The organism is Sphingobium sp. TomMM7A (assembly GCF_055397305.1).
In genome coordinates this window covers 949,439-968,106 of sequence record NZ_AP027311.1, presented here as the reverse complement: position 1 = coordinate 968,106, position 18,668 = coordinate 949,439, and the positions used below count along the sequence as shown (strand labels likewise).

Below are 18,668 nucleotides of genomic sequence, written 5' to 3'. Positions count from 1 at the left end.
TCAGCGGGCCGCCGCGAAGGTCACGACCAGCGCGTCGCGCCACGCGGCTTGCCGTGGATCGATCGGACGGATTTCGGTGACGCCGTGCAGGATGCGGCGGTCGTCTATCAACACCGTATCCCCCGGCCGGGCGAGGGTGAACTCCCCCAGCGCCGTACCATCGGGCGCGCCGATGCGAGTCACGCCTTCGTCCACATTGCGCCGCTCGATCAGCATTACGAGGACCCAGTCCACTCCGTCGCGGTGGAGTCCCTCAGGCGTCGGGCGGCCGATATGGTCCTCGTGCGTTTCGATGCGGAACTGGTGCATTTCGACGTGCCACTCCCGTGCGCTATCGGCTCCGAAGTTTGCCGCGCAAAAAGCAAAGATCGCCTGCGTGACAGGATTGTCGATCGTCTCCTGATGGACAGGGTCGAACCAGCGCTGCACGTCTCCGTTAAGGGGGTTATAGTCGCGGCTCTGAAAATGTGGCTGGTGCGGCTTGCGCGTAAAACGTCCCTGCTCACAGCGAAATGCGGCGTGCCGCCGCCGACGATAACGTCCCCCGTCCGCCATGTAGAGGTCGGGGCCAAGGTTATTCCAGCTATCGGCGAATTGCGTCCAGCATCCTGCATCGGCTTTCAGCATCGCCAGCATTTGAGGTCCGGCGATGCGGGCAAAGCCATCGCGCATTAGGTCTGCCTGCAATTCGGCGCCGTGAAAAAGGCCGTGGTCCATAAGTCCGATCTTAAGCAGCCGGAGAAGCCCGCAAAGGGCCAGTTTCCGCAAGCTGGGTGCTGGCGTAGCGGATCAGCCGATCCAGTAAGGCACAATCTGGCGGTTGTCCGGATCGACCCGGATCGGCCGGTCGGCGGGCGGGAAGGCACGCTGGTCGCAGCTTTGGCGCGGGCAGAGGCGGCAGGTTATGCCGATGGGCGTTGCTGCCCCTTCCATCTCCAGCTGTAGCCCGTCGGCATAGACGAAGTTTGCCGCATGGGCGACTTCGCATCCCAAAACAACGGCGTAGCGACGCGGGGTGCGCGAATAGCTGCCCGAAGGCTTTACCAAACCCTTGGCCATGGACACGTACCGCACGCTGTCCGGCGTTTCGCCAAGCTGGACATTGATGCGGTCGGGTATGGCGACGGCTTCATGGACGTTCCACAAGGGGCAGGCGCCCCCGAAACGGGCGAATTGCAGGCGGGTGGCACTGTGCCGCTTGGTAATGTTGCCCGCCATGTCGACGCGGCAAAAGAAGAAGGGGATGCCGCGCAGGCCCGGTCGCTGAAGGGTTGAGAGGCGATGGCAGGCCTGTTCGAAACTGACGCCGAAGCGACGGCTAAGGCGATCTATGTCATGGCGGACTTCCCGCGCGGCTTGCCGGAATTGGGCGTAAGGCATCAGCAGGGCGCCCGCCGCATAATTGCCCAACCCTATGGCGAGGAGGCGGTCGGCGCCTTCCACCGGCAAGGCGGCCCGGTTCACGACGTCGGCAATCACGGCCTGGCCCTCCAGCATCATGAGCTGGTGAGACAGCATGAACTTGCGACTTTCCGTCGGGAGAGCCGCGTTCACGAACAGGCGGCGATCGTTAGACGAATAGGCGCGCAGGGCTGAATCGGGCGTGTCGGCGATCAGCGTTTCAATGCCGTGGCGGCGGGCGAGAGCCTCCACCAGCATGCCTTCGTCCAGAACTTGCCCGGCCGTGAAGCTGGACGCCATGTCCTCCGCCAGGCAATCGAGCGCGTGGACATAATTGCCCGCCTCATGAAACCAGTCGCGCGCCGCTTCCCAGGGCAGGCGCGCCTGCACTTCATGATCGTTGGCGATCGCTTCTTCGATCATGTTGATGCGCTCATTCGCGCGCATATGGGCGTTGTAGAGGTCGATGTAGCGGGCTGCGAACTCCGGGAATTGGAGGTGCAGCTTCTCGATCCTTTCCGGCTCCATCAAAGGGCCGGGAAGCTCGGGATGGGCCAGCGCATAGGTGAAGGCGCCGAGCAACTGCTCTTCCTCGCGGCTGTCGAAGCTGGCCCAATCAGTGGGGAAGGCGCTGGCGACGGCGGCCTTCACTTTGGCGGTTAGTGGCCGGTCGTCATTTTCCAGCTGACTGAGATAAGAGACGGAAATCCCCAACGCCTGCGCCATGGTCGCCTGGTCCATCCGGTGGTCCAGGCGAAGCTGCCGCAGCCGTGGACCTGCGAAAATACGATTGCCTCGTGCCATGCGCGGCTCTTAATTTGCGAAATGGTGATTTGCAAATTGGCAAATTTGCATTTGCGAAAAAGGTGAAAGCAGGGAAAGGGGACAATATAGCCGACCGTGCCGTCACCGGAGAGATATTCTATATGTCGAAGCTCGCCATTATCGAACAGCTGGAAGCCAAGCGCGAGGCCGCGCGCCTTGGCGGTGGCCAGCGCCGTATCGACGCGCAGCATGCCAAGGGCAAGCTGACCGCGCGGGAGCGTCTGGAAGTCCTGCTGGACGAAGACAGCTTTGAAGAAGTCGATATGTATGTCGAGCATAACTGCGTCGACTTCGGCATGAACGAGCAGCATATTCCGGGCGATGGTGTCGTCACCGGATCGGGCACAATCAACGGCCGCCTGGTCTTCGTCTTCAGCCAGGACTTCACCGTTTATGGTGGCGCGGTGTCCGAGCGGCACGCGATGAAGATTTGCAAGATCATGGACATGGCGCTGAAGGTTGGCGCGCCCGTGATCGGCCTGAATGACTCGGGCGGTGCGCGCATCCAGGAAGGCGTTGCTTCGCTCGCAGGCTATGCCGAAATCTTCCAGCGCAACGTGTTGGCGTCGGGCGTGGTGCCTCAGATCAGCGTGATCATGGGGCCGTGCGCGGGCGGCGCGGTTTATTCACCCGCGATGACCGACTTCATCTTCATGGTGAAGGATTCGAGCTTCATGTTCGTGACCGGCCCCGACGTGGTGAAGACCGTCACCAACGAGATCGTCACGCAGGAAGAACTGGGCGGCGCGGTGACGCACACGACCAAGTCGGGCGTCGCGGACGTGGCTTTCGAGAATGATATCGAGGCGCTGCTAGCGACTCGCGATTTCGTGGACTTCCTGCCCGCGTCGAACAGGGAGCCGGTGCCCGAGCGGCCGAGCGCTGATCCGTGGGACCGGATGGAAGAGAGCTTGGACACGCTGATCCCGGCCAATGCGAACCAACCCTATGACATGCATGAGCTGATCCGCAAGGTCGTGGACGAAGGCGACTTTTTCGAGGTTCAGCCTGCCCATGCGGGCAACATCCTCTGCGGTTTCGGCCGGATCGAGGGCAAGACCGTCGGGATCATCGCCAACCAGCCGATGGCGCTTGCCGGTGTGCTCGATATCAACTCTTCGAAGAAAGCGGGCCGCTTTGTTCGCTTCTGCGACGCGTTCGAAATCCCGATCGTGACCTTCGTCGATGTGCCGGGCTTCCTGCCGGGCACCGCGCAGGAGCATTCGGGCATCATCAAGCATGGCGCAAAGCTGCTGTTCGCCTATGCCGAGGCAACCGTGCCGAAGATCACCGTCATCACGCGCAAGGCCTATGGCGGCGCTTATGACGTTATGTCGTCCAAGCATCTGCGTGGCGACCTGAACTATGCGTGGCCGACTGCGGAAATCGCGGTGATGGGCGCAAAGGGCGCGGTCGAGATCATCTTCCGGGGCAAGACGCCGGAAGAGATCGCGGAAAAGACGAAGGAATATGAGGACCGCTTCGCCAATCCGTTCGTGGCGGCGGGCAAGGGCTTCATCGACGAGGTGATCCAGCCGCATTCGACCCGCAAGCGGATCGCTCTGGGGCTGCGCAAGCTGCGCAACAAGAGCCTCGAAAATCCGTGGAAGAAGCACGATAATATTCCGCTTTGATTAGATAAGCGTCATGCCAGCGGAAGCTGGCATCTCGTGCCTCACGAGACCCCAGCTTTCGCTGGGGTGACGAGACAGGTGAATTGATATGAAACTCGGTCGGCTCAATCATATCGGCGTGGCGACGCCTTCGCTGGAAGCGTCGCTCGCTTATTATCGCGACGTCATGGGCGCGACGCTGTCGCACGAGCCCTTCGACCTGCCCGCGCAGGGGGTGAAGGTGTGCTTTGTGGATACGCCGGGCGTGAACGGCACCGAAGGTACGCAGATCGAACTGATCGAACCTTTGGGTGAAAACTCGCCCATCCACGGTTTCATCGCTAAGAACCCGGCCGGTGGGCAGCATCACATGTGCTATGAGGTGCCCGACATTCATGAAGCCAAAGCGTGGTTCGAAGGGCTGGGCAAGAAGGTGCTGGGCGAACCGCGCATCGGGGCGCATGGGACGCTGATCTTCTTCGTTCACCCCAAGGATATGAACGGGGTGCTGACCGAGATCATGGAGACGCCGAAAGAGGCGCATTGAATTCACCCCTCCCGCGAGCGGGAGGGGCAGCGAGACTTGGGTCTGCGTAGCAGGCCCTAGTCGCAGCGGGGTGGGCGAGACAGCCCGCTCCAACTTCGGCTAGGCGGACAAGCCGCCAAGCCTGCGTATCCTCTCCCGCCTGCGGGAGAGGAATAAGGGTAGGGACAAATGACCGACAAGCCGACGCTGGATCAGTGGGCGACCGCCGCCGCCAAGGAAGTGAAGGGCAAAGATTTGAACTGGGAGACCCCGGAAGGGATCACCGTCAAGCCGCTCTATACTGCCGAGGATGTGACCGTCGATCCGGGCCTGCCGGGCTTTGCGCCCTTCACCCGTGGCGTGCGCGCATCCATGTATGCGGGTCGTCCCTGGACGGTTCGGCAATATGCGGGCTTCTCGACCGCAGAGGAATCCAACGCCTTCTATCGCCGCAACCTGGCGGCGGGTCAGAAGGGCCTCAGCGTCGCCTTCGATCTCGCCACCCATCGCGGCTATGACAGCGATCATCCGCGCGTCGTCGGCGACGTTGGCAAGGCGGGCGTGGCGATCGACAGCGTCGAGGATATGAAGATCCTGTTCGACGGCATTCCGCTCGACAAGATGTCCGTATCCATGACCATGAACGGCGCGGTGATCCCGATCCTGGCCTTCTTCATCGTCGCGGGCGAGGAGCAGGGGGTTGAGCGCAAGCTGCTGGACGGAACCATTCAGAACGACATTCTGAAGGAGTTCATGGTCCGCAACACCTATATCTACCCGCCCGAACCTTCGATGCGGATCATCTCGGACATTTTCGGCTACACCAGCCGCGAGATGCCCAAGTTCAACAGCATCTCGATTTCCGGGTATCATATGCAGGAGGCCGGGGCGACGCAGGTGCAGGAGCTGGCCTTCACCATCGCAGACGGCGCGGAATATGTGCGCTACGGCGTGGCGAGCGGCCTCGACATCGACAAGTTCGCGGGGCGTTTGAGCTTCTTCTTCGCCATCGGCATGAACTTCTTCATGGAGATCGCCAAGCTGCGCGCCGCCCGCGTGCTGTGGCATCGCGTGATGACGAAGCTGGGCGCGCAGGACGAGCGTTCGAAGATGCTGCGCACCCATTGCCAGACGTCGGGCGTGTCGCTGACGGAGCAGGACCCCTATAACAACGTCATGCGCACCACCATTGAGGCGATGGCGGCGATGTTGGGCGGTACGCAGTCGCTGCATACCAATGCGCTGGACGAGGCGATCGCGCTGCCGACCGACTTTTCGGCCCGCATTGCGCGCAACACGCAGATCGTCATCCAGGAAGAGACGGGCATGTGCAATGTCGTCGATCCGCTGGGTGGCAGCTATTATATCGAAGCGCTGACCCAGCAGCTGGTGGACGCGGCGCAGGAAATCATCGACCGTGTCGAGGCCGAAGGCGGCATGGCGAAGGCCGTCGCGGCAGGCTGGCCCAAGGCGATGATCGAAACCGCCGCCGCAGCCCGTCAGGCTCGCGTCGATCGGGGCGAGGATGTCATCGTCGGCGTCAACAAATATCGCCTCGCCAACGAAGATCTGCTGGAAACACTGGAAGTCGATAACACGAAGGTGCGTGAGGCACAGATCGCCCGCATCAACCGGGTGAAGGCCGATCGTGACGAGGCCGCTTGCCAGGCTGCGCTGGAATCGCTGCGTCAGGCCGCTGCCGGGCCGCAGTCGATCGAAAACAACCTCCTCGCCCATGCGGTCGAAGCGGCGCGCGCGCGCGCCACGCTGGGCGAGATTTCCTCCGCCATGGAGGACAGCTTCGATCGCTACGGCACCGTGCCGACGCCGGTGAAGGGCGTCTATGGCAAGCCCTATGCGCAGGACAGCCGCTGGAAACAGGTTCTTGACGGCGTGCAGGCCGTCGAGCGGCGCCTCGGTCGCAAACCGAAACTCCTCATCGCCAAGATGGGACAGGACGGCCACGACCGGGGCGCTAACGTGATCGCGTCCGCTTTTGGGGACATGGGCTTTGACATCGTGTCCGGCCCGCTGTTCCAGACGCCGGAGGAAACAGTGGTGCTGGCGCTGGATAGCGGCGTAGATGTGGTGGGCGCTTCGTCGCTGGCTGCGGGGCACAAGACGCTGATCCCTGAGCTCATCAGGCAGCTGCGCGAAAAGGGCCGCAACGACATCAAGGTGATCGCGGGCGGCGTCATCCCGCCGCAGGACTATGACTATCTCCGTGACGCGGGCGTGCAGGGCATTTATGGACCGGGCTCCAACGTCGTAGAATGCGCCGCCGATGTGCTGCGCCTCCTCGGCCACAACATGCCCCCCGCGGGGCTGGAGGAAGCCGCTTGACCGAGACTGCTGCCCGCACCGATTGGACCCGCGACGAAATCGCCGCGTTGTTCGACCTACCCTTCAACGACCTGATGTTCGAAGCGCAGTCGATCCATCGCGCGAATTTTCCGCGCAATGAGGTGCAGCTTTCGACGCTGCTGTCGATCAAGACTGGCGGTTGCCCGGAAGATTGCGGCTATTGCAGCCAGTCGACCGAAGCGGAAAGCGGCTTGAAAGCTACCAAGCTGATGGACGTGCAGGCGGTGCTACAGTCGGCGGCGCAGGCGAAGGATCATGGTTCGGGCCGTTTCTGCATGGGCGCGGCGTGGCGCAATCCCAAGGAACGGGACATGCCCAAGCTCATCGAAATGGTGAAGGGCGTGCGCCAGATGGGCATGGAAACCTGCATGACGCTGGGGATGTTGTCGTCGGATCAGGCGAAGCAGCTCGCGGATGCGGGGCTGGATTATTACAACCATAATATCGACACCTCGCCGGAAAATTACGCGAACGTCATCACCACCCGGACCTTTGAGGACCGGATCGAGACGCTGGAAAATGTGCGTTCGGCGGGCATCAATGTGTGCTGCGGCGGGATTGTCGGCATGGGTGAGACGCGGGCGGATCGGATCGGCTTTCTCCATGCCCTGGCGACCATGCCGCATCCTGAGAGCGTGCCGATCAACGCACTGGTGCCCGTGGCTGGGACCGTGCTGGGCGACATGCTGAAGGACACGCCGCTCGCCAAGATCGATGAGGTCGAGTTCGTTCGCACGGTCGCCGTGGCTCGGATCGTGATGCCGCAGTCGATGGTGAGGTTGTCCGCCGGCCGCGAGAGCATGAGCGAAGCCTGTCAGGCGCTCTGTTTCATGGCGGGCGCGAACAGCATCTTCACCGGCGACAAGCTGCTCACCGCAGCCAATGCCGGGGATGACAAGGATAGCGCGCTGCTTGCGAAGCTCGGGCTGACGCCGATGATGGCGCAGCCGCACGGGCATCTGGAAGCGGCTGAGTAACCGACACACCCACCTGCTCGTCACCCCGGACTTGATCCGGGGTCCCGCTTCTTCTCTGCGTGGAGAGAAGGCAGCGGGATGCCGGATCAAGTCCGGCATGACGGAAGAGGTGAGCTTTGAATTAGCTCGGCCCGCACGGCCGAAAATAGGACTGGGGCAAGGATAGATAATGGCAATCACCAAGATCCTGATCGCGAACCGTGGCGAAATTGCTTGTCGCGTCATCCGCACGGCGCGGAAGATGGGCATCAAGACCGTGGCGGTCTATTCGGACGCCGACGCCCGCGCGCCGCACGTGCTGCTGGCCGATGAAGCGGTGCATATCGGCCCGTCGCCCGCCGCTCAGTCCTATCTGATCGCGGAGAAGATCATCCAGGCCTGCAAGGATACAGGCGCTGATGCAGTCCATCCGGGCTATGGCTTCCTGTCGGAGCGCGAGAGCTTTCGCAAGGCGCTGGACGCCGAGGGCATCATCTTCGTCGGCCCGCCCGCCAATGCCATCGCGGCGATGGGCGACAAGATCGAATCCAAGAAGCTTGCCATGGAGGCGGGCGTCAATGTCGTCCCCGGCTATGTCGGCGTGATCGAGGACACCGAACATGCCGTGAAGATCTCAAACGAGATCGGCTATCCGGTGATGATGAAGGCGTCGGCCGGCGGCGGCGGCAAGGGCATGCGCCTTGCTTATTCGGAACAGGATGTCCGCGAAGGCTTCGAGGCGACCAAGCGCGAGGGGCTGAACAGCTTCGGCGATGACCGCGTTTTCATCGAGAAGTTTATCGAAAGCCCGCGCCATATCGAAATTCAGATATTGGGCGACCAGCACGGCAACATCGTTTACCTCAACGAGCGTGAATGCTCGATCCAGCGCCGCCATCAGAAGGTGGTCGAGGAAGCGCCGTCGCCCTTCGTTTCGCCCGAAATGCGCAAGAAGATGGGCGAGCAATGCGTCGCCTTGGCACGCGCGGTGGGTTATTTCAGCGCGGGCACGGTCGAACTGATCGTGTCGGGCGCGGACAAGACCGGCGACGGCTTCTACTTCCTGGAAATGAACACCCGTTTGCAGGTCGAGCATCCGGTGACCGAAGAGATCACCGGCCTCGACCTGGTCGAGCAGATGATCCGCGTCGCCAATGGCGAGGAACTGAGCTTCCGTCAGGAAGATGTGAAGATCAACGGCTGGTCGATCGAGAATCGGGTCTATGCCGAAGACCCTTATCGCGGCTTCTTGCCCTCGACGGGCCGCCTGATCCGCTACAATCCGCCGGAAACCGGCGATGGCGTGCGCGTCGATGACGGCGTGGTCGAAGGCGGCGAAGTGTCGATTTTCTATGACCCGATGATCGCCAAGCTGATCACCTGGGCGCCGACCCGTCTGGAAGCGATCGACAAGCAGATCGCGGCGCTCGACCAGTTCGAGATTGAAGGGCCGGGCCACAATATCGATTTCGTCTCGGCGCTCATGCAGCATGAGCGTTTCCGTTCGGGCAACATCACCACCGGCTTCATCGCGGAGGAATATCCGGATGGCTTCACCGGCGCGCCCGCTTCCGAAACGCTGCTGAAGAAGCTTTCGGCGATTGGCGCGTTCGCAGCGATGGCGCAGGCCGATCGTGCCCGCCGCATCGATGGACAGCTTGGCAAGAAGTTGCGCGCTCCCACCAGCTGGCAGGTGAAGATTGGCGAGGCGGTCCATGACGTGGTCATCAACGGGGATGACGTCACCGTGGATGGCGAAGCGATTGACCTCGCGCTGGAATATACGCCGGGTGATCGCCTGATCGAGGCGGAGTTTGGCGAGGAATTGCTGGCGGTGAAGATCGCGCCGGTTCGCTCCGGCTTCGTGCTGACGGCTCATGGCGCAAGCCACAAGCTGCGCATTTTGCCCGCCCATGCAGCGGTCCATGCCACGCATATGATCGAAAAGATCCCGCCTGATCTGTCGCGCTTCCTCATCTGTCCGATGCCGGGCCTGCTCGTCGCATTGCACGTCAAGGAAGGCGACAAGGTCGAGGCCGGTCAGCCGCTTGCCGTGATCGAGGCGATGAAGATGGAAAATATCCTGCGCGCTGCCAAGGCGGGCGTGGTGAAGAACGTGTCGGCCGCGCAGGGCGAAAGCCTGCCGGTGGACGCGATCATTCTGGAACTGGAATAGGAATTGGAGTTGGGTGCGGTGGGGATTGTCTCCTTTCCGCGCCCAGATCTTGTTGATGCCCAAACCCCGCGCTGCGTAAGCCGATAGGGGCTGCATCAGGCTCGGTCTTTCAGGGGCCGACGGGCTGTCCGCGATTGCATGAAGGGTCCAGCTTTCAAAGGCTGTCACGTCGGCAGTGCCGCTGACCCCGGAGCAAGAAGCCGCGCCCTGGAAAACCTCGACGCCTGTACAGGATGCCGCTATCGCAACGGCGATGACCGCATTTACCGCTCCGCTGCGCCTTCGCCTTGATGGCGGCGCACTTGTGAATAACTGGCGCTGGTTGCAACGGCATAGCGGCGGCGCGGCATGTGGCGCCGCTATCAAGGCGAACGGATACGGCACCGGCGCGGTCGAGGTGATGCGCCGACTGCTTGTCGCGGGCTGCCGGGACTTTTTCGTATCGAACTGGGCCGAAGCGGCTTTGCTGGAGCCGATGCTACAGGATGGGATCAACCTGTCCGTATTCCACGGTGTGCGCGGCGAGGATATGCAGACGGCGATTGCGTCGCGTGCGCGGCCCGTTCTCTGCACGGCGGATCAGATCGCGCGGTGGAAGGCGGCGGGCCGAGGCGCCTGCGACGTCATGGTCGATACGGGCATGAACCGGCTCGGACTGGATTGGCGGAGTGACGTCGCCGCCGCTCTGGACGGGTTGACGGTCGACACGCTGCTCAGTCACCTGGCGTCGGCCGATGAGGATAGCGGGCTCAGCAAACTGCAACTTGATCGGTTCGGCGTCTTGCGGGGGGAAGCTACCGCGCGCCGTTACAGCCTGGCGAACAGCGCGGGCATTTGCTTGGGGCAAGCCTACGCATTTGACCTGACGCGGCCGGGACTGGCGCTTTATGGCGGCATTCCCAGAACCGAAGCCGCCGGAAACATCGCGCAGGTCGTCTTTCCGCAGGCGCAGGTCCTGCAAAGGCGTCATGTGCCCGCAGGCGATGGCATCGGCTATAACGCGGTTCATATCGCCGAGCGCGACATGGAAATAGCTGTGTTGAACATCGGCTATGCGGACGGCTATCTGCGCTGCTTTTCCGGCCGAGGGATGGTTAGCGCAGGCGACGTTCAACTGCCGGTCGTGGGACGGGTCTCGATGGACCTCGTCGCGGTGGATGTGTCTACGATGCCGTCAGTGTCGGAAGGGGATTGGCTCGACATCGCCTACGACTTGCCCGCGACCGCGTCGCTATCCGGCCTGTCGCAATATGAATTGCTGACTGGCCTTGGTCCCCGTTACGATCGGGTCTGGGAATAAGGATGTGGTAAGGCCGCCGAACTCGATCCGGCGGCCCAATTACCAGCTATCTTTCGATGCACATGGCGACGCCCATGCCACCACCGATGCATAGTGTGGCAAGGCCCTTCTTCGCATCACGCTTCTGCATTTCGTAAAGCAGCGTGGTCAGCACGCGCGCACCCGACGCTCCAATCGGATGGCCGATGGCGATCGCGCCGCCGTTCACATTGACCTTTTCCGAGTCCCATCCCAGTTCCTGACCAACCGCCAGCGCCTGGGCGGCGAAAGCCTCATTCGCTTCGATCAGGTCAAGGTCAGCCAGCGACCAACCCGCCTTGGCAAGCGCGTTGCGCGAAGCGGGGGCGGGGCCGATGCCCATGATCGAAGGGTCCACCCCACAGGTGGCAAAGGCTGCGATACGTCCAAGAACAGCAGCGCCCCGCTGGGCCGCATCGGCTGCGCTCATGAGGACCAGTGCGGCGGCGCCGTCATTGATGCCACTGGCATTGCCTGCGGTTACGCTGCCGTCCTTCTTGAACGCCGGGCGCAGGCCCTGCATTGCTTCCAGCGTAGCACCAGCGCGAATATATTCGTCGGCATCAACGATGGTGTCACCCTTGCGACCCTTTACGGTCACCGGGACGATCTCGTCCCGGAACCGGCCCGAAGCCCGCGCGGCTTCCGCCTTGTTCTGGCTTGCCACGGCGAACGCATCCTGCGCTTCGCGGCTGATCTGATACCGTTCCGCCAGATTTTCGGCGGTGACGCCCATATGATAGTTGTTGAACGCATCGGTCAGGCCATCATGCGTCATCGTGTCGATGAACGAGACCGGACCCATCTTCGCGCCGCCACGCAGATATTGCGCATGGGGGGCGAGCGACATGCTTTCCTGCCCGCCTGCGATCATGATGCGCGCATCGCCCGCCTTGATCGCCTGCGCCGCGAGCGCGACGGCGCGGAGGCCCGATCCGCACAGCTGGTTAATGCCGATGGCGGTGCGTTCCACAGGTATTCCGGCGTTAACGGCGGCCTGACGCGCGGGGTTCTGCCCCTGCGCCGCACTCAGGACTTGGCCCAATATGACCTCGTCGACTTCCTCAGCGGTTACCCCGGCCTGATTGAGCGCCGCGATGATGGCGGTGCGTCCCAACTCGTGCGCAGGCGTGGACCCGAATGCGCCCATGAAACTGCCGACGGCGGTACGCTTTGCAGCGGTGATGACGATGTCTGACAAAGTCCTGTCCTCAATGAAGGGTTTCAGTTCGCAGTTGCAATATCATCAACCTCCATGGGTTGAAAGCCATAGAGACAGCGGGTCCCAGAGCAGGTGACGGGCGTTGCTTCCGACGATCATCCCGACATGGCCGAGTTGCAGTGTAAAACCCTCGGCCAGTTCCGGTGCGGCGCTGGCCGGGACGATCCGGTCGGTGGCGGATCGGACGGAGAATGTCGGGCAGCGAAGGCTTTCAGGATCGACCGTCTTGCCATCGACTCGCCATTGCCGGTGGCCAGTGATATTTCGTCCGTAGAAGTTCTCGAACAGCTCCTGGCCTGCTGCGAAGGTTAGGGGTGATCCGCCGTTCGCCCAATCCTCCACGGCTAGGAAAGCGCGCTCCGCTTCAGAGCCTAGCTCCATTCCGGCGAATGCCGCATATTTCCGGATGGTGCGGGCCGGGTCCATTGCCCAGAAGCCCGATTGCAACACTTCCATCGGCACATAACCGAGCTGCTCACTGGTGGCTTTCGCGCCGCGCCAGAGCGACGCGATAAGGTTGCGGTCGGCATCGGGAAAGCCATCAAATTGCCATGGCGCCGCGATGGTGGCGACGGCCTTCACCTCGGCAACCGCCGCCGCTCCCAGCGCAAGGCTGCCCCCCAGGCAATAGCCCACGAGGATGGGCTGCTGGGGGAGCGATTCCAGCAGAGTAAGAAGGCGCTTCGTCACATGATGCTCAAGGTCGAGGTGGGCGTCCTCGGCACGGGGGCTGCCCCAATCGACCAGATAGGCTTCATGTCCTGCTGCGGCCATGTGGCGCAGCATGGATCGCCCTTCTGACAGGTCCAGAACCTGTGGCGGGTTGATCAGTGAAGGGATGAAGACGACGGGCGCGCACCCATTTTCCGTGCCGTATCGCAGCAATCTGGCGCTTCCGGCTGCAGCAAAGACGGTAGGCGCCGGTGGGGGAGACGGCCGGGTGGCGTCCTGATATTTACGCAGACCTTGGAAAGCTGCCCGTCGCAGATCAGGGTCATGTTCCGTTTCCCGCCATAAAATGTCGAGAAAGAGGGGCAACGGCCTAGGGCCATGTTGCGGTGCGGCAACACCTTGTGCTAATGCGGAATGTACAGGTGTGGGAGAGGAATCCATGGCCAAAACCAAGACCGCCAATGAATCAGAGCCGGTCATTATCAAGAAATATGCGAACAGGCGTCTCTATAACACGGAAACGTCCAGTTACATCACTCTTGATCTGCTGTCGCAAATGACTCGTGAGGGGCGCGAGTTCGTGGTGGTGGATGCCAAGACCGGGGAGGACATAACACATAATGTCCTCACGCAAATCATCATGGAGGAAGAGCAGCGGGGCAAGAATATGCTGCCCGTCAACTTCCTGCGGCAGCTGATCGCCATGTATGGCGATTCTATGCAGTCGATGGTGCCGCAATATCTGGAAGAGTCGATGAATGCCTTCCGCAAGAACCAGATGCAGTTCCAGGAAGCGATGAAGGGTGCCTTTGGCGGTGGACCGCTGGCGGAGATCGCCAAGCGCAACATGCAGATGTTAGAAGCCGCGGCGAATGCCTTCGGCAACGTGCCGGGAATGCCTACCATGCCGGGAATGCCGGGCGCATCGGCGCCTGCGCAGCCTGCCTCCGAAAGCAGCAAGGACGACGAGATCGCGAATTTGAAGGCGCAGCTTTCCGCCCTCAATGCCAAGATCGACAAGCTGGGCTGAGCCCGCGCGTTCGGGGTCGACGGGACGGCGCGCTTCGCCTATGGCGCGCCATCCTTTAAGTCGAAGAACAAGGCCGGACCCGTGAAGCACGCCCTTTCCGTTACCCGCGAACAGGATTTCGCCGCCTGGTATCAGGCCGTCGTCAGCGAAGCCGACATGGCCGAGGAAAGCGGCGTTCGTGGTTGTATGGTCATCCGGCCATGGGGCTACGGTATCTGGGAACGGATGCAGAAGTTGCTGGACGATCGGATCAAGGCGACCGGCCACGAAAACTGTTATTTCCCGCTCTTCATCCCGCTTTCGTACTTCGAAAAGGAAGCGGAGCATGTGGATGGCTTTGCCAAGGAAATGGCGGTCGTCACGCACCATCGTCTGATCCAGAAGGACGGCAAGCTGGTGCCCGATCCGGAGGCAAAGCTGGAAGAACCGCTGGTGGTTCGCCCGACCTCGGAAACTGTTATCGGCGCGGCCTTTTCGCGCTGGGTGCAGAGCTGGCGCGACCTGCCGGTGCTGATCAACCAATGGGCCAATGTCGTCCGGTGGGAAATGCGCACGCGCATGTTCCTGCGCACCGCCGAGTTCCTCTGGCAGGAAGGGCATACGGCGCACGCCACCGTCGATGAGGCGATGGAAGAGACGATGAAGATGCTGGAAGTCTATCGCAGCTTCGCCGAAGAGTGCGTTGCGCTGCCGGTGGTCGCTGGCGAGAAGCCGGAGAATGAACGGTTCCCCGGTGCTGTCGCGACCTATTCGATCGAAGCGATGATGCAGGACGGCAAGGCGCTTCAGGCCGGCACGTCGCATTTCCTGGGTACGACTTTTTCGCGGGCGCAGAACATCAAGTTTCAGAACGCCGAAGGGCAACAGGAACTGGCGCAGACGACCAGTTGGGGCATGTCGACCCGCATGATCGGCGGCCTCATCATGGTGCATGGCGACGATGACGGCCTGCGCGTGCCCCCGCGTCTGGCGCCCTATCAGATCGTGGTCGTGCCGATGCTGCGCGATAATGACGAGGATGGCGCGATCCTGGATTATTGCGCCGATCTGGTCGCCGAGTTGAACAAGCAGGACGTATTCCGTGAGCCCGTCCGCGCGCTTCTGGACAAGCGACCCGCCAAAGCAGCGAACAAGCGCTGGGGCTGGGTGAAGAAGGGCGCGCCGATCGTGATCGAGGTGGGCGGCCGCGACGTTGCGGGCGGGAACGTATCGGTTCTGCGCCGTGATCGCCTCTATCGTGAGGACGGGAAGCTCGACAGCCAGATCGTCGCAAAGGGCGATTTTCTGGCCGCTGCGTCCGGCATGCTGGAGGAGATTCAGCAGGCTCTGTTCGCCGATGCGCAGGCCCGGCTGCATGGGAACATCGACAAGTCGATCACGTCGCTGGATGCGCTGAAAGCCTATTTCGCTGCGAGCAAGAAACAGGGCTGGGCGTTGGTACAATGGTCAAAGCCCACGGGTCCGGCGCTCGACAAGGTGATCGAGTGGCTGAAGGGCGAGAAGCTGACGCTGCGCAACGTGCCACTGGATGCAGATGCTGCTGACGGTGCGTGTATCTTCACCGGCGAGAAGGCGGTGGAGCGGGTGCTGGTCGGACGCAGCTACTAATCAATCTCCCCTCCCGCAGACGGGAGGGGAACAAAGGGTGGGGCCTCCGAAGGAGGCTCGCTACGCTCGCGCCCACCCCCGGCCCTTCAAACGAGTCACGTGCCTCGTTTGAACGCCTTCTGGAGGGGAGTAGTTACAGCACATATTTGCTGAGGTCGGTGTTCCGCGCCACCTCACTAAGCTGCTTCTCGACATAGGCTGCATCGACCACCAGCGTCTCGCCCTGACGATCCTCCGCCTCGAAGCTCACATCCTCCAGCAGCTTTTCCATGACCGTCTGGAGGCGACGGGCGCCGATATTCTCGATTTCGCCATTCACCTCGGCGGCGATCTTCGCGACCGCGCGAATGCCGTCGGGCGTGAGGTCGATCGTGACGCCTTCGGTCGCCAACAATGCGCGATATTGCGCAACCAGGCTCGCCTTGGTGTCGGACAGGATCGAAACGAAATCATCCTCTGTTAGCGCCTTCAGTTCGACACGGATCGGCAGGCGGCCCTGAAGCTCCGGCAGCAGGTCGCTGGGCTTCGCGACGTGGAAAGCACCCGATGCGATGAACAGGATGTGATCAGTCTTTAGCGGGCCATATTTGGTCGAGACCGTCGTACCCTCGATCAACGGCAACAGGTCGCGCTGCACGCCTTCGCGGCTGACGGAACCGCCGCGCACATCGCTGACGGCGATCTTGTCGATCTCATCGAGGAAGACGATGCCATTCTGCTCGGCGCTCGCGATGGCGACACGGGCGACATCGTCCTGATCCAGTCGCTTGTCCTGCTCTTCTTCGACCAACTTGTCCCAGGCCTCGGCTACGCGCAGCTTGCGGCGCTTCTTCTGGGTCTGGCCGAACGCCTTTGACATCATGTCGGACAGGTTGATCATGCCGATCTGGCCGCCCATGCCGGGGATTTCCATCGGCATGGAGGGGCTGTCGGCAACTTCCACCTCAACCTCGACATCATTCATCTGGTCGTTTTCGATCCGCTGGCGGAAGGAGAGGCGGGTCGCCTCGCTCGCTTCCTTGCCGGTGAGGGCATCGAGCAGACGGTTCATCGCCGCCTCGGAAGCAGCTTCACGCACCGCTTCGCGGCGGCGGTCCTTCTCCAGGCGCACCGCTTCCTCGACCAGATCGCGCACGATCTGCTCCACATCGCGGCCGACATAGCCGACTTCGGTAAACTTCGTCGCCTCGACCTTCACGAACGGCGCGTCTGCGAGCTTGGCAAGGCGGCGGCTGATCTCGGTCTTGCCGCAGCCGGTGGGGCCGATCATCAGGATATTCTTCGGCGTAACCTCATCGCGCAGATCGGGCGAGAGGCGCTGCCGACGCCAGCGGTTGCGCAGCGCCACGGCAACGGCGCGCTTGGCATCGGCCTGGCCGATGATGTGCGCATCGAGGGCGGAAACAATGGCCTTGGGTGTCAGATTGTCGTTCATCTTCTTCTCACTCCCCTCCCGCAAGCGGGAGGGGCCGGGGGTGGGGGCGATTGCGAAAGCAATCGACTTCAACTTTTAGGGATAGGGAAAATGCCCACCCCAACCCCTCCCGCTTGCGGGAGGGACTTTACATCAACTCACGCTCGCCAGCTCTTCGATCACAAGCTGATCATTGGTATAGACACAGATGTCCGCCGCCACAGCCATCGCCTTACGCGCAAGCGTCTCTGCATCTTCCTCATACTCAACGAGCGCGCGAGCTGCTGCGAGCGCGAAATTGCCGCCTGATCCGATAGCCGCCACGCCGCCGACCGGCTCCAGCACGTCGCCATTGCCCGTCAGGATCAGCGTCACTTCCTTGTCGGCAACGATCATCATTGCTTCCAGATTGCGGAGATATTTGTCGGTGCGCCAGTCCTTGGCCAACTCCACAGCGGCGCGCATCAACTGCCCATTGTGCCGTTCCAGCTTCGCTTCAAGTCGTTCGAACAGGGTGAAAGCGTCAGCCGTCGCTCCAGCGAAACCGCCGATGACGGAACCATCATGCAAGCGGCGAACCTTCCGAGCATTGGGCTTCATCACCGTCTGGCCCATGGAAACCTGGCCGTCACCGGCCACGATCACCTTCCCATTTTTTCGTACGGACATGATGGTGGTGCCGTGCCAGACGGGCATGGCGGAGGAGCGTTGGTCATTCATGGCGCGGCATATGGGTGCGAATGGGCTACCGCGCAAGCATAGTAGCGGAGGGCGCCGGATCGTGTCATTTTCTGGACGGATTTATGACAATCCATTCAGGAACCGATCCCGGTCAATTGACTTTGTGCAGAGCAGCAAAGATCATGTCCGGACGGTGAATGGGAGGAAATTTCACATGTCTCTGAAAGCCAGAGCGCGAGAGAAGGTCGAGCGGGCAGGGATTTCCAACTATACCTTCGACCATGACGTCCTTGTGATGTGCGGCGTCCGCTACACCATCGCGGCATGCAACTGCGGCCAGCCGGATTGCGACGGCGTGAAGCTGGAAAGAAGCGCGGCCATGACTAACCGCGTCCTCCAATAATCGGTGTGAAGGAAGGGCCGACCTATCCTTACATCGCCCTCTCACCGGCCCGTCCGACCGATTCAATGTCCCGGCCAACGCCCTTGACCGTGTTGCAGGCCGCCAAGCTGGTGAGAAGAAGCCCGGTGATCATGAGGGCAATGGTCTGACGCATCGATAGTCACTCCCTTTATCGTTCCCGCCACTAAACTTTCATGCCTAAAAGGCAATGTGCGCAATTTGCAACTCCCCGTCCAAGCTCGTCTTGACAGGAGCCGTGGCCGATGCCAATGGCCGCATCCTCCTTTCAGGGGGCGCGTAGCTCAGCGGTAGAGCACACCCTTCACACGGGTGGGGTCACAGGTTCAATCCCTGTCGCGCCCACCATGATCTCCTCCGGTCATGGTGAGAAAGATTATGTCCCTACATTGATCTTTTCGTCCACTCCGCGTTAACTCGCGGCGATACATCCGGCTGTCT

General features: G+C 61.7%; 16 protein-coding genes and 1 tRNA gene. 10 read left to right on the top strand and 7 right to left on the bottom strand.

Features of this window, described 5'->3' with window-relative positions; all coding sequences use genetic code 11:
• Complete coding sequence (locus ACZ5ZH_RS04945) at positions 1-717, bottom strand: 2OG-Fe dioxygenase family protein (RefSeq protein ID WP_464772352.1); 717 nt, start codon at positions 715-717, stop codon at positions 1-3.
• A 72-nt stretch (positions 718-789) separates the two neighbouring features.
• The gene (locus ACZ5ZH_RS04940; RefSeq protein WP_449472408.1) at positions 790-2,205 is read right to left on the bottom strand and encodes a helix-turn-helix domain-containing protein; all 1,416 of its coding nucleotides are present in this window, start codon (positions 2,203-2,205) and stop codon (positions 790-792) included.
• A gap of 122 nt (positions 2,206-2,327) precedes the next feature.
• Here ACZ5ZH_RS04940 and ACZ5ZH_RS04935 point away from each other — a divergent pair, with 122 nt between their 5' ends.
• The 6 genes from ACZ5ZH_RS04935 to alr all read left to right on the top strand — a co-directional run bounded on the left by ACZ5ZH_RS04935 (position 2,328) and on the right by alr (position 11,161).
• On the top strand, positions 2,328-3,860 hold the full coding sequence (locus ACZ5ZH_RS04935) for an acyl-CoA carboxylase subunit beta (protein ID WP_464772599.1): 1,533 nt from the start codon (positions 2,328-2,330) through the stop codon (positions 3,858-3,860).
• An 88-nt stretch (positions 3,861-3,948) separates the two neighbouring features.
• A complete protein-coding gene (gene mce, locus ACZ5ZH_RS04930; RefSeq protein WP_464772351.1) occupies positions 3,949-4,386 on the top strand; it encodes a methylmalonyl-CoA epimerase in 438 nt (145 codons plus the stop codon).
• Between the two features lie 168 nt (positions 4,387-4,554).
• Positions 4,555-6,708 (top strand): methylmalonyl-CoA mutase, encoded by a 2,154-nt coding sequence (scpA, locus tag ACZ5ZH_RS04925; RefSeq protein WP_464772350.1) that lies wholly within the window; start codon positions 4,555-4,557, stop codon positions 6,706-6,708.
• Entirely contained in the window at positions 6,705-7,706 is a 1,002-nt protein-coding gene (gene bioB / locus ACZ5ZH_RS04920; RefSeq protein ID WP_460985850.1) for a biotin synthase BioB, read from the top strand. The genes scpA and bioB overlap by 4 nt, the downstream gene beginning before the upstream one ends.
• 169 nt (positions 7,707-7,875) lie before the next feature.
• Positions 7,876-9,861 carry an acetyl-CoA carboxylase biotin carboxylase subunit gene (locus tag ACZ5ZH_RS04915; protein WP_464772349.1) on the top strand — a complete coding sequence of 662 codons (1,986 nt, stop codon included), beginning with the start codon at positions 7,876-7,878 and terminating at the stop codon, positions 9,859-9,861.
• Between the two features lie 253 nt (positions 9,862-10,114).
• Positions 10,115-11,161 carry an alanine racemase gene (alr, locus tag ACZ5ZH_RS04910; protein WP_464772348.1) on the top strand — a complete coding sequence of 349 codons (1,047 nt, stop codon included), beginning with the start codon at positions 10,115-10,117 and terminating at the stop codon, positions 11,159-11,161.
• Between the two features lie 46 nt (positions 11,162-11,207).
• Here the strand turns inward: alr and ACZ5ZH_RS04905 are convergent, their stop codons facing one another.
• Complete coding sequence (locus ACZ5ZH_RS04905) at positions 11,208-12,380, bottom strand: acetyl-CoA C-acetyltransferase (protein ID WP_464772347.1); 1,173 nt, start codon at positions 12,378-12,380, stop codon at positions 11,208-11,210.
• A 45-nt stretch (positions 12,381-12,425) separates the two neighbouring features.
• On the bottom strand, positions 12,426-13,514 hold the full coding sequence (locus ACZ5ZH_RS04900; RefSeq protein ID WP_464772346.1) for an alpha/beta fold hydrolase: 1,089 nt from the start codon (positions 13,512-13,514) through the stop codon (positions 12,426-12,428).
• Here ACZ5ZH_RS04900 and phaR point away from each other — a divergent pair.
• On the top strand, positions 13,513-14,103 hold the full coding sequence (gene phaR / locus ACZ5ZH_RS04895) for a polyhydroxyalkanoate synthesis repressor PhaR (RefSeq protein ID WP_449472391.1): 591 nt from the start codon (positions 13,513-13,515) through the stop codon (positions 14,101-14,103). The genes ACZ5ZH_RS04900 and phaR overlap by 2 nt on opposite strands.
• Positions 14,104-14,184: 81 nt before the next feature.
• Positions 14,185-15,711 (top strand): proline--tRNA ligase, encoded by a 1,527-nt coding sequence (proS, locus tag ACZ5ZH_RS04890; RefSeq protein WP_464772345.1) that lies wholly within the window; start codon positions 14,185-14,187, stop codon positions 15,709-15,711.
• Between the two features lie 133 nt (positions 15,712-15,844).
• On the opposite strand, the gene hslU is transcribed toward proS, so the two are convergent.
• Positions 15,845-17,146 (bottom strand): ATP-dependent protease ATPase subunit HslU, encoded by a 1,302-nt coding sequence (gene hslU / locus ACZ5ZH_RS04885; protein ID WP_449472387.1) that lies wholly within the window; start codon positions 17,144-17,146, stop codon positions 15,845-15,847.
• 132 nt (positions 17,147-17,278) lie between these two features.
• Entirely contained in the window at positions 17,279-17,821 is a 543-nt protein-coding gene (gene hslV, locus ACZ5ZH_RS04880) for an ATP-dependent protease subunit HslV (RefSeq protein WP_449474625.1), read from the bottom strand.
• A 199-nt stretch (positions 17,822-18,020) separates the two neighbouring features.
• Here hslV and ACZ5ZH_RS04875 point away from each other — a divergent pair, with 199 nt between their 5' ends.
• A complete protein-coding gene (locus ACZ5ZH_RS04875) occupies positions 18,021-18,209 on the top strand; it encodes a hypothetical protein (RefSeq protein WP_449472385.1) in 189 nt (62 codons plus the stop codon).
• A gap of 28 nt (positions 18,210-18,237) precedes the next feature.
• Here ACZ5ZH_RS04875 and ACZ5ZH_RS04870 read toward each other — a convergent pair whose 3' ends face one another.
• Positions 18,238-18,363 carry an entericidin A/B family lipoprotein gene (locus ACZ5ZH_RS04870; protein WP_097091531.1) on the bottom strand — a complete coding sequence of 42 codons (126 nt, stop codon included), beginning with the start codon at positions 18,361-18,363 and terminating at the stop codon, positions 18,238-18,240.
• A 137-nt stretch (positions 18,364-18,500) separates the two neighbouring features.
• On the opposite strand from ACZ5ZH_RS04870, the gene ACZ5ZH_RS04865 reads away from it, so the two are divergent.
• A tRNA-Val gene (locus tag ACZ5ZH_RS04865) sits at positions 18,501-18,575 on the top strand.
• The last annotated feature ends 93 nt before the right edge of the window (positions 18,576-18,668 follow it).

Coding starts and splice junctions, on each gene's coding strand:
- ACZ5ZH_RS04900 (WP_464772346.1), bottom strand. CDS start 13,514: ATGGATTCCTCTCCCACACCTGTACATTCCGCATTAGCACAAGGTGTT.
- alr (WP_464772348.1), top strand. CDS start 10,115: ATGACCGCATTTACCGCTCCGCTGCGCCTTCGCCTTGATGGCGGCGCA.
- ACZ5ZH_RS04875 (WP_449472385.1), top strand. CDS start 18,021: ATGTCTCTGAAAGCCAGAGCGCGAGAGAAGGTCGAGCGGGCAGGGATT.
- phaR (WP_449472391.1), top strand. CDS start 13,513: ATGGCCAAAACCAAGACCGCCAATGAATCAGAGCCGGTCATTATCAAG.
- hslU (WP_449472387.1), bottom strand. CDS start 17,146: ATGAACGACAATCTGACACCCAAGGCCATTGTTTCCGCCCTCGATGCG.
- hslV (WP_449474625.1), bottom strand. CDS start 17,821: ATGCCCGTCTGGCACGGCACCACCATCATGTCCGTACGAAAAAATGGG.
- ACZ5ZH_RS04915 (WP_464772349.1), top strand. CDS start 7,876: ATGGCAATCACCAAGATCCTGATCGCGAACCGTGGCGAAATTGCTTGT.
- scpA (WP_464772350.1), top strand. CDS start 4,555: ATGACCGACAAGCCGACGCTGGATCAGTGGGCGACCGCCGCCGCCAAG.
- ACZ5ZH_RS04935 (WP_464772599.1), top strand. CDS start 2,328: ATGTCGAAGCTCGCCATTATCGAACAGCTGGAAGCCAAGCGCGAGGCC.
- mce (WP_464772351.1), top strand. CDS start 3,949: ATGAAACTCGGTCGGCTCAATCATATCGGCGTGGCGACGCCTTCGCTG.
- ACZ5ZH_RS04940 (WP_449472408.1), bottom strand. CDS start 2,205: ATGGCACGAGGCAATCGTATTTTCGCAGGTCCACGGCTGCGGCAGCTT.
- ACZ5ZH_RS04945 (WP_464772352.1), bottom strand. CDS start 717: ATGGACCACGGCCTTTTTCACGGCGCCGAATTGCAGGCAGACCTAATG.
- ACZ5ZH_RS04870 (WP_097091531.1), bottom strand. CDS start 18,363: ATGCGTCAGACCATTGCCCTCATGATCACCGGGCTTCTTCTCACCAGC.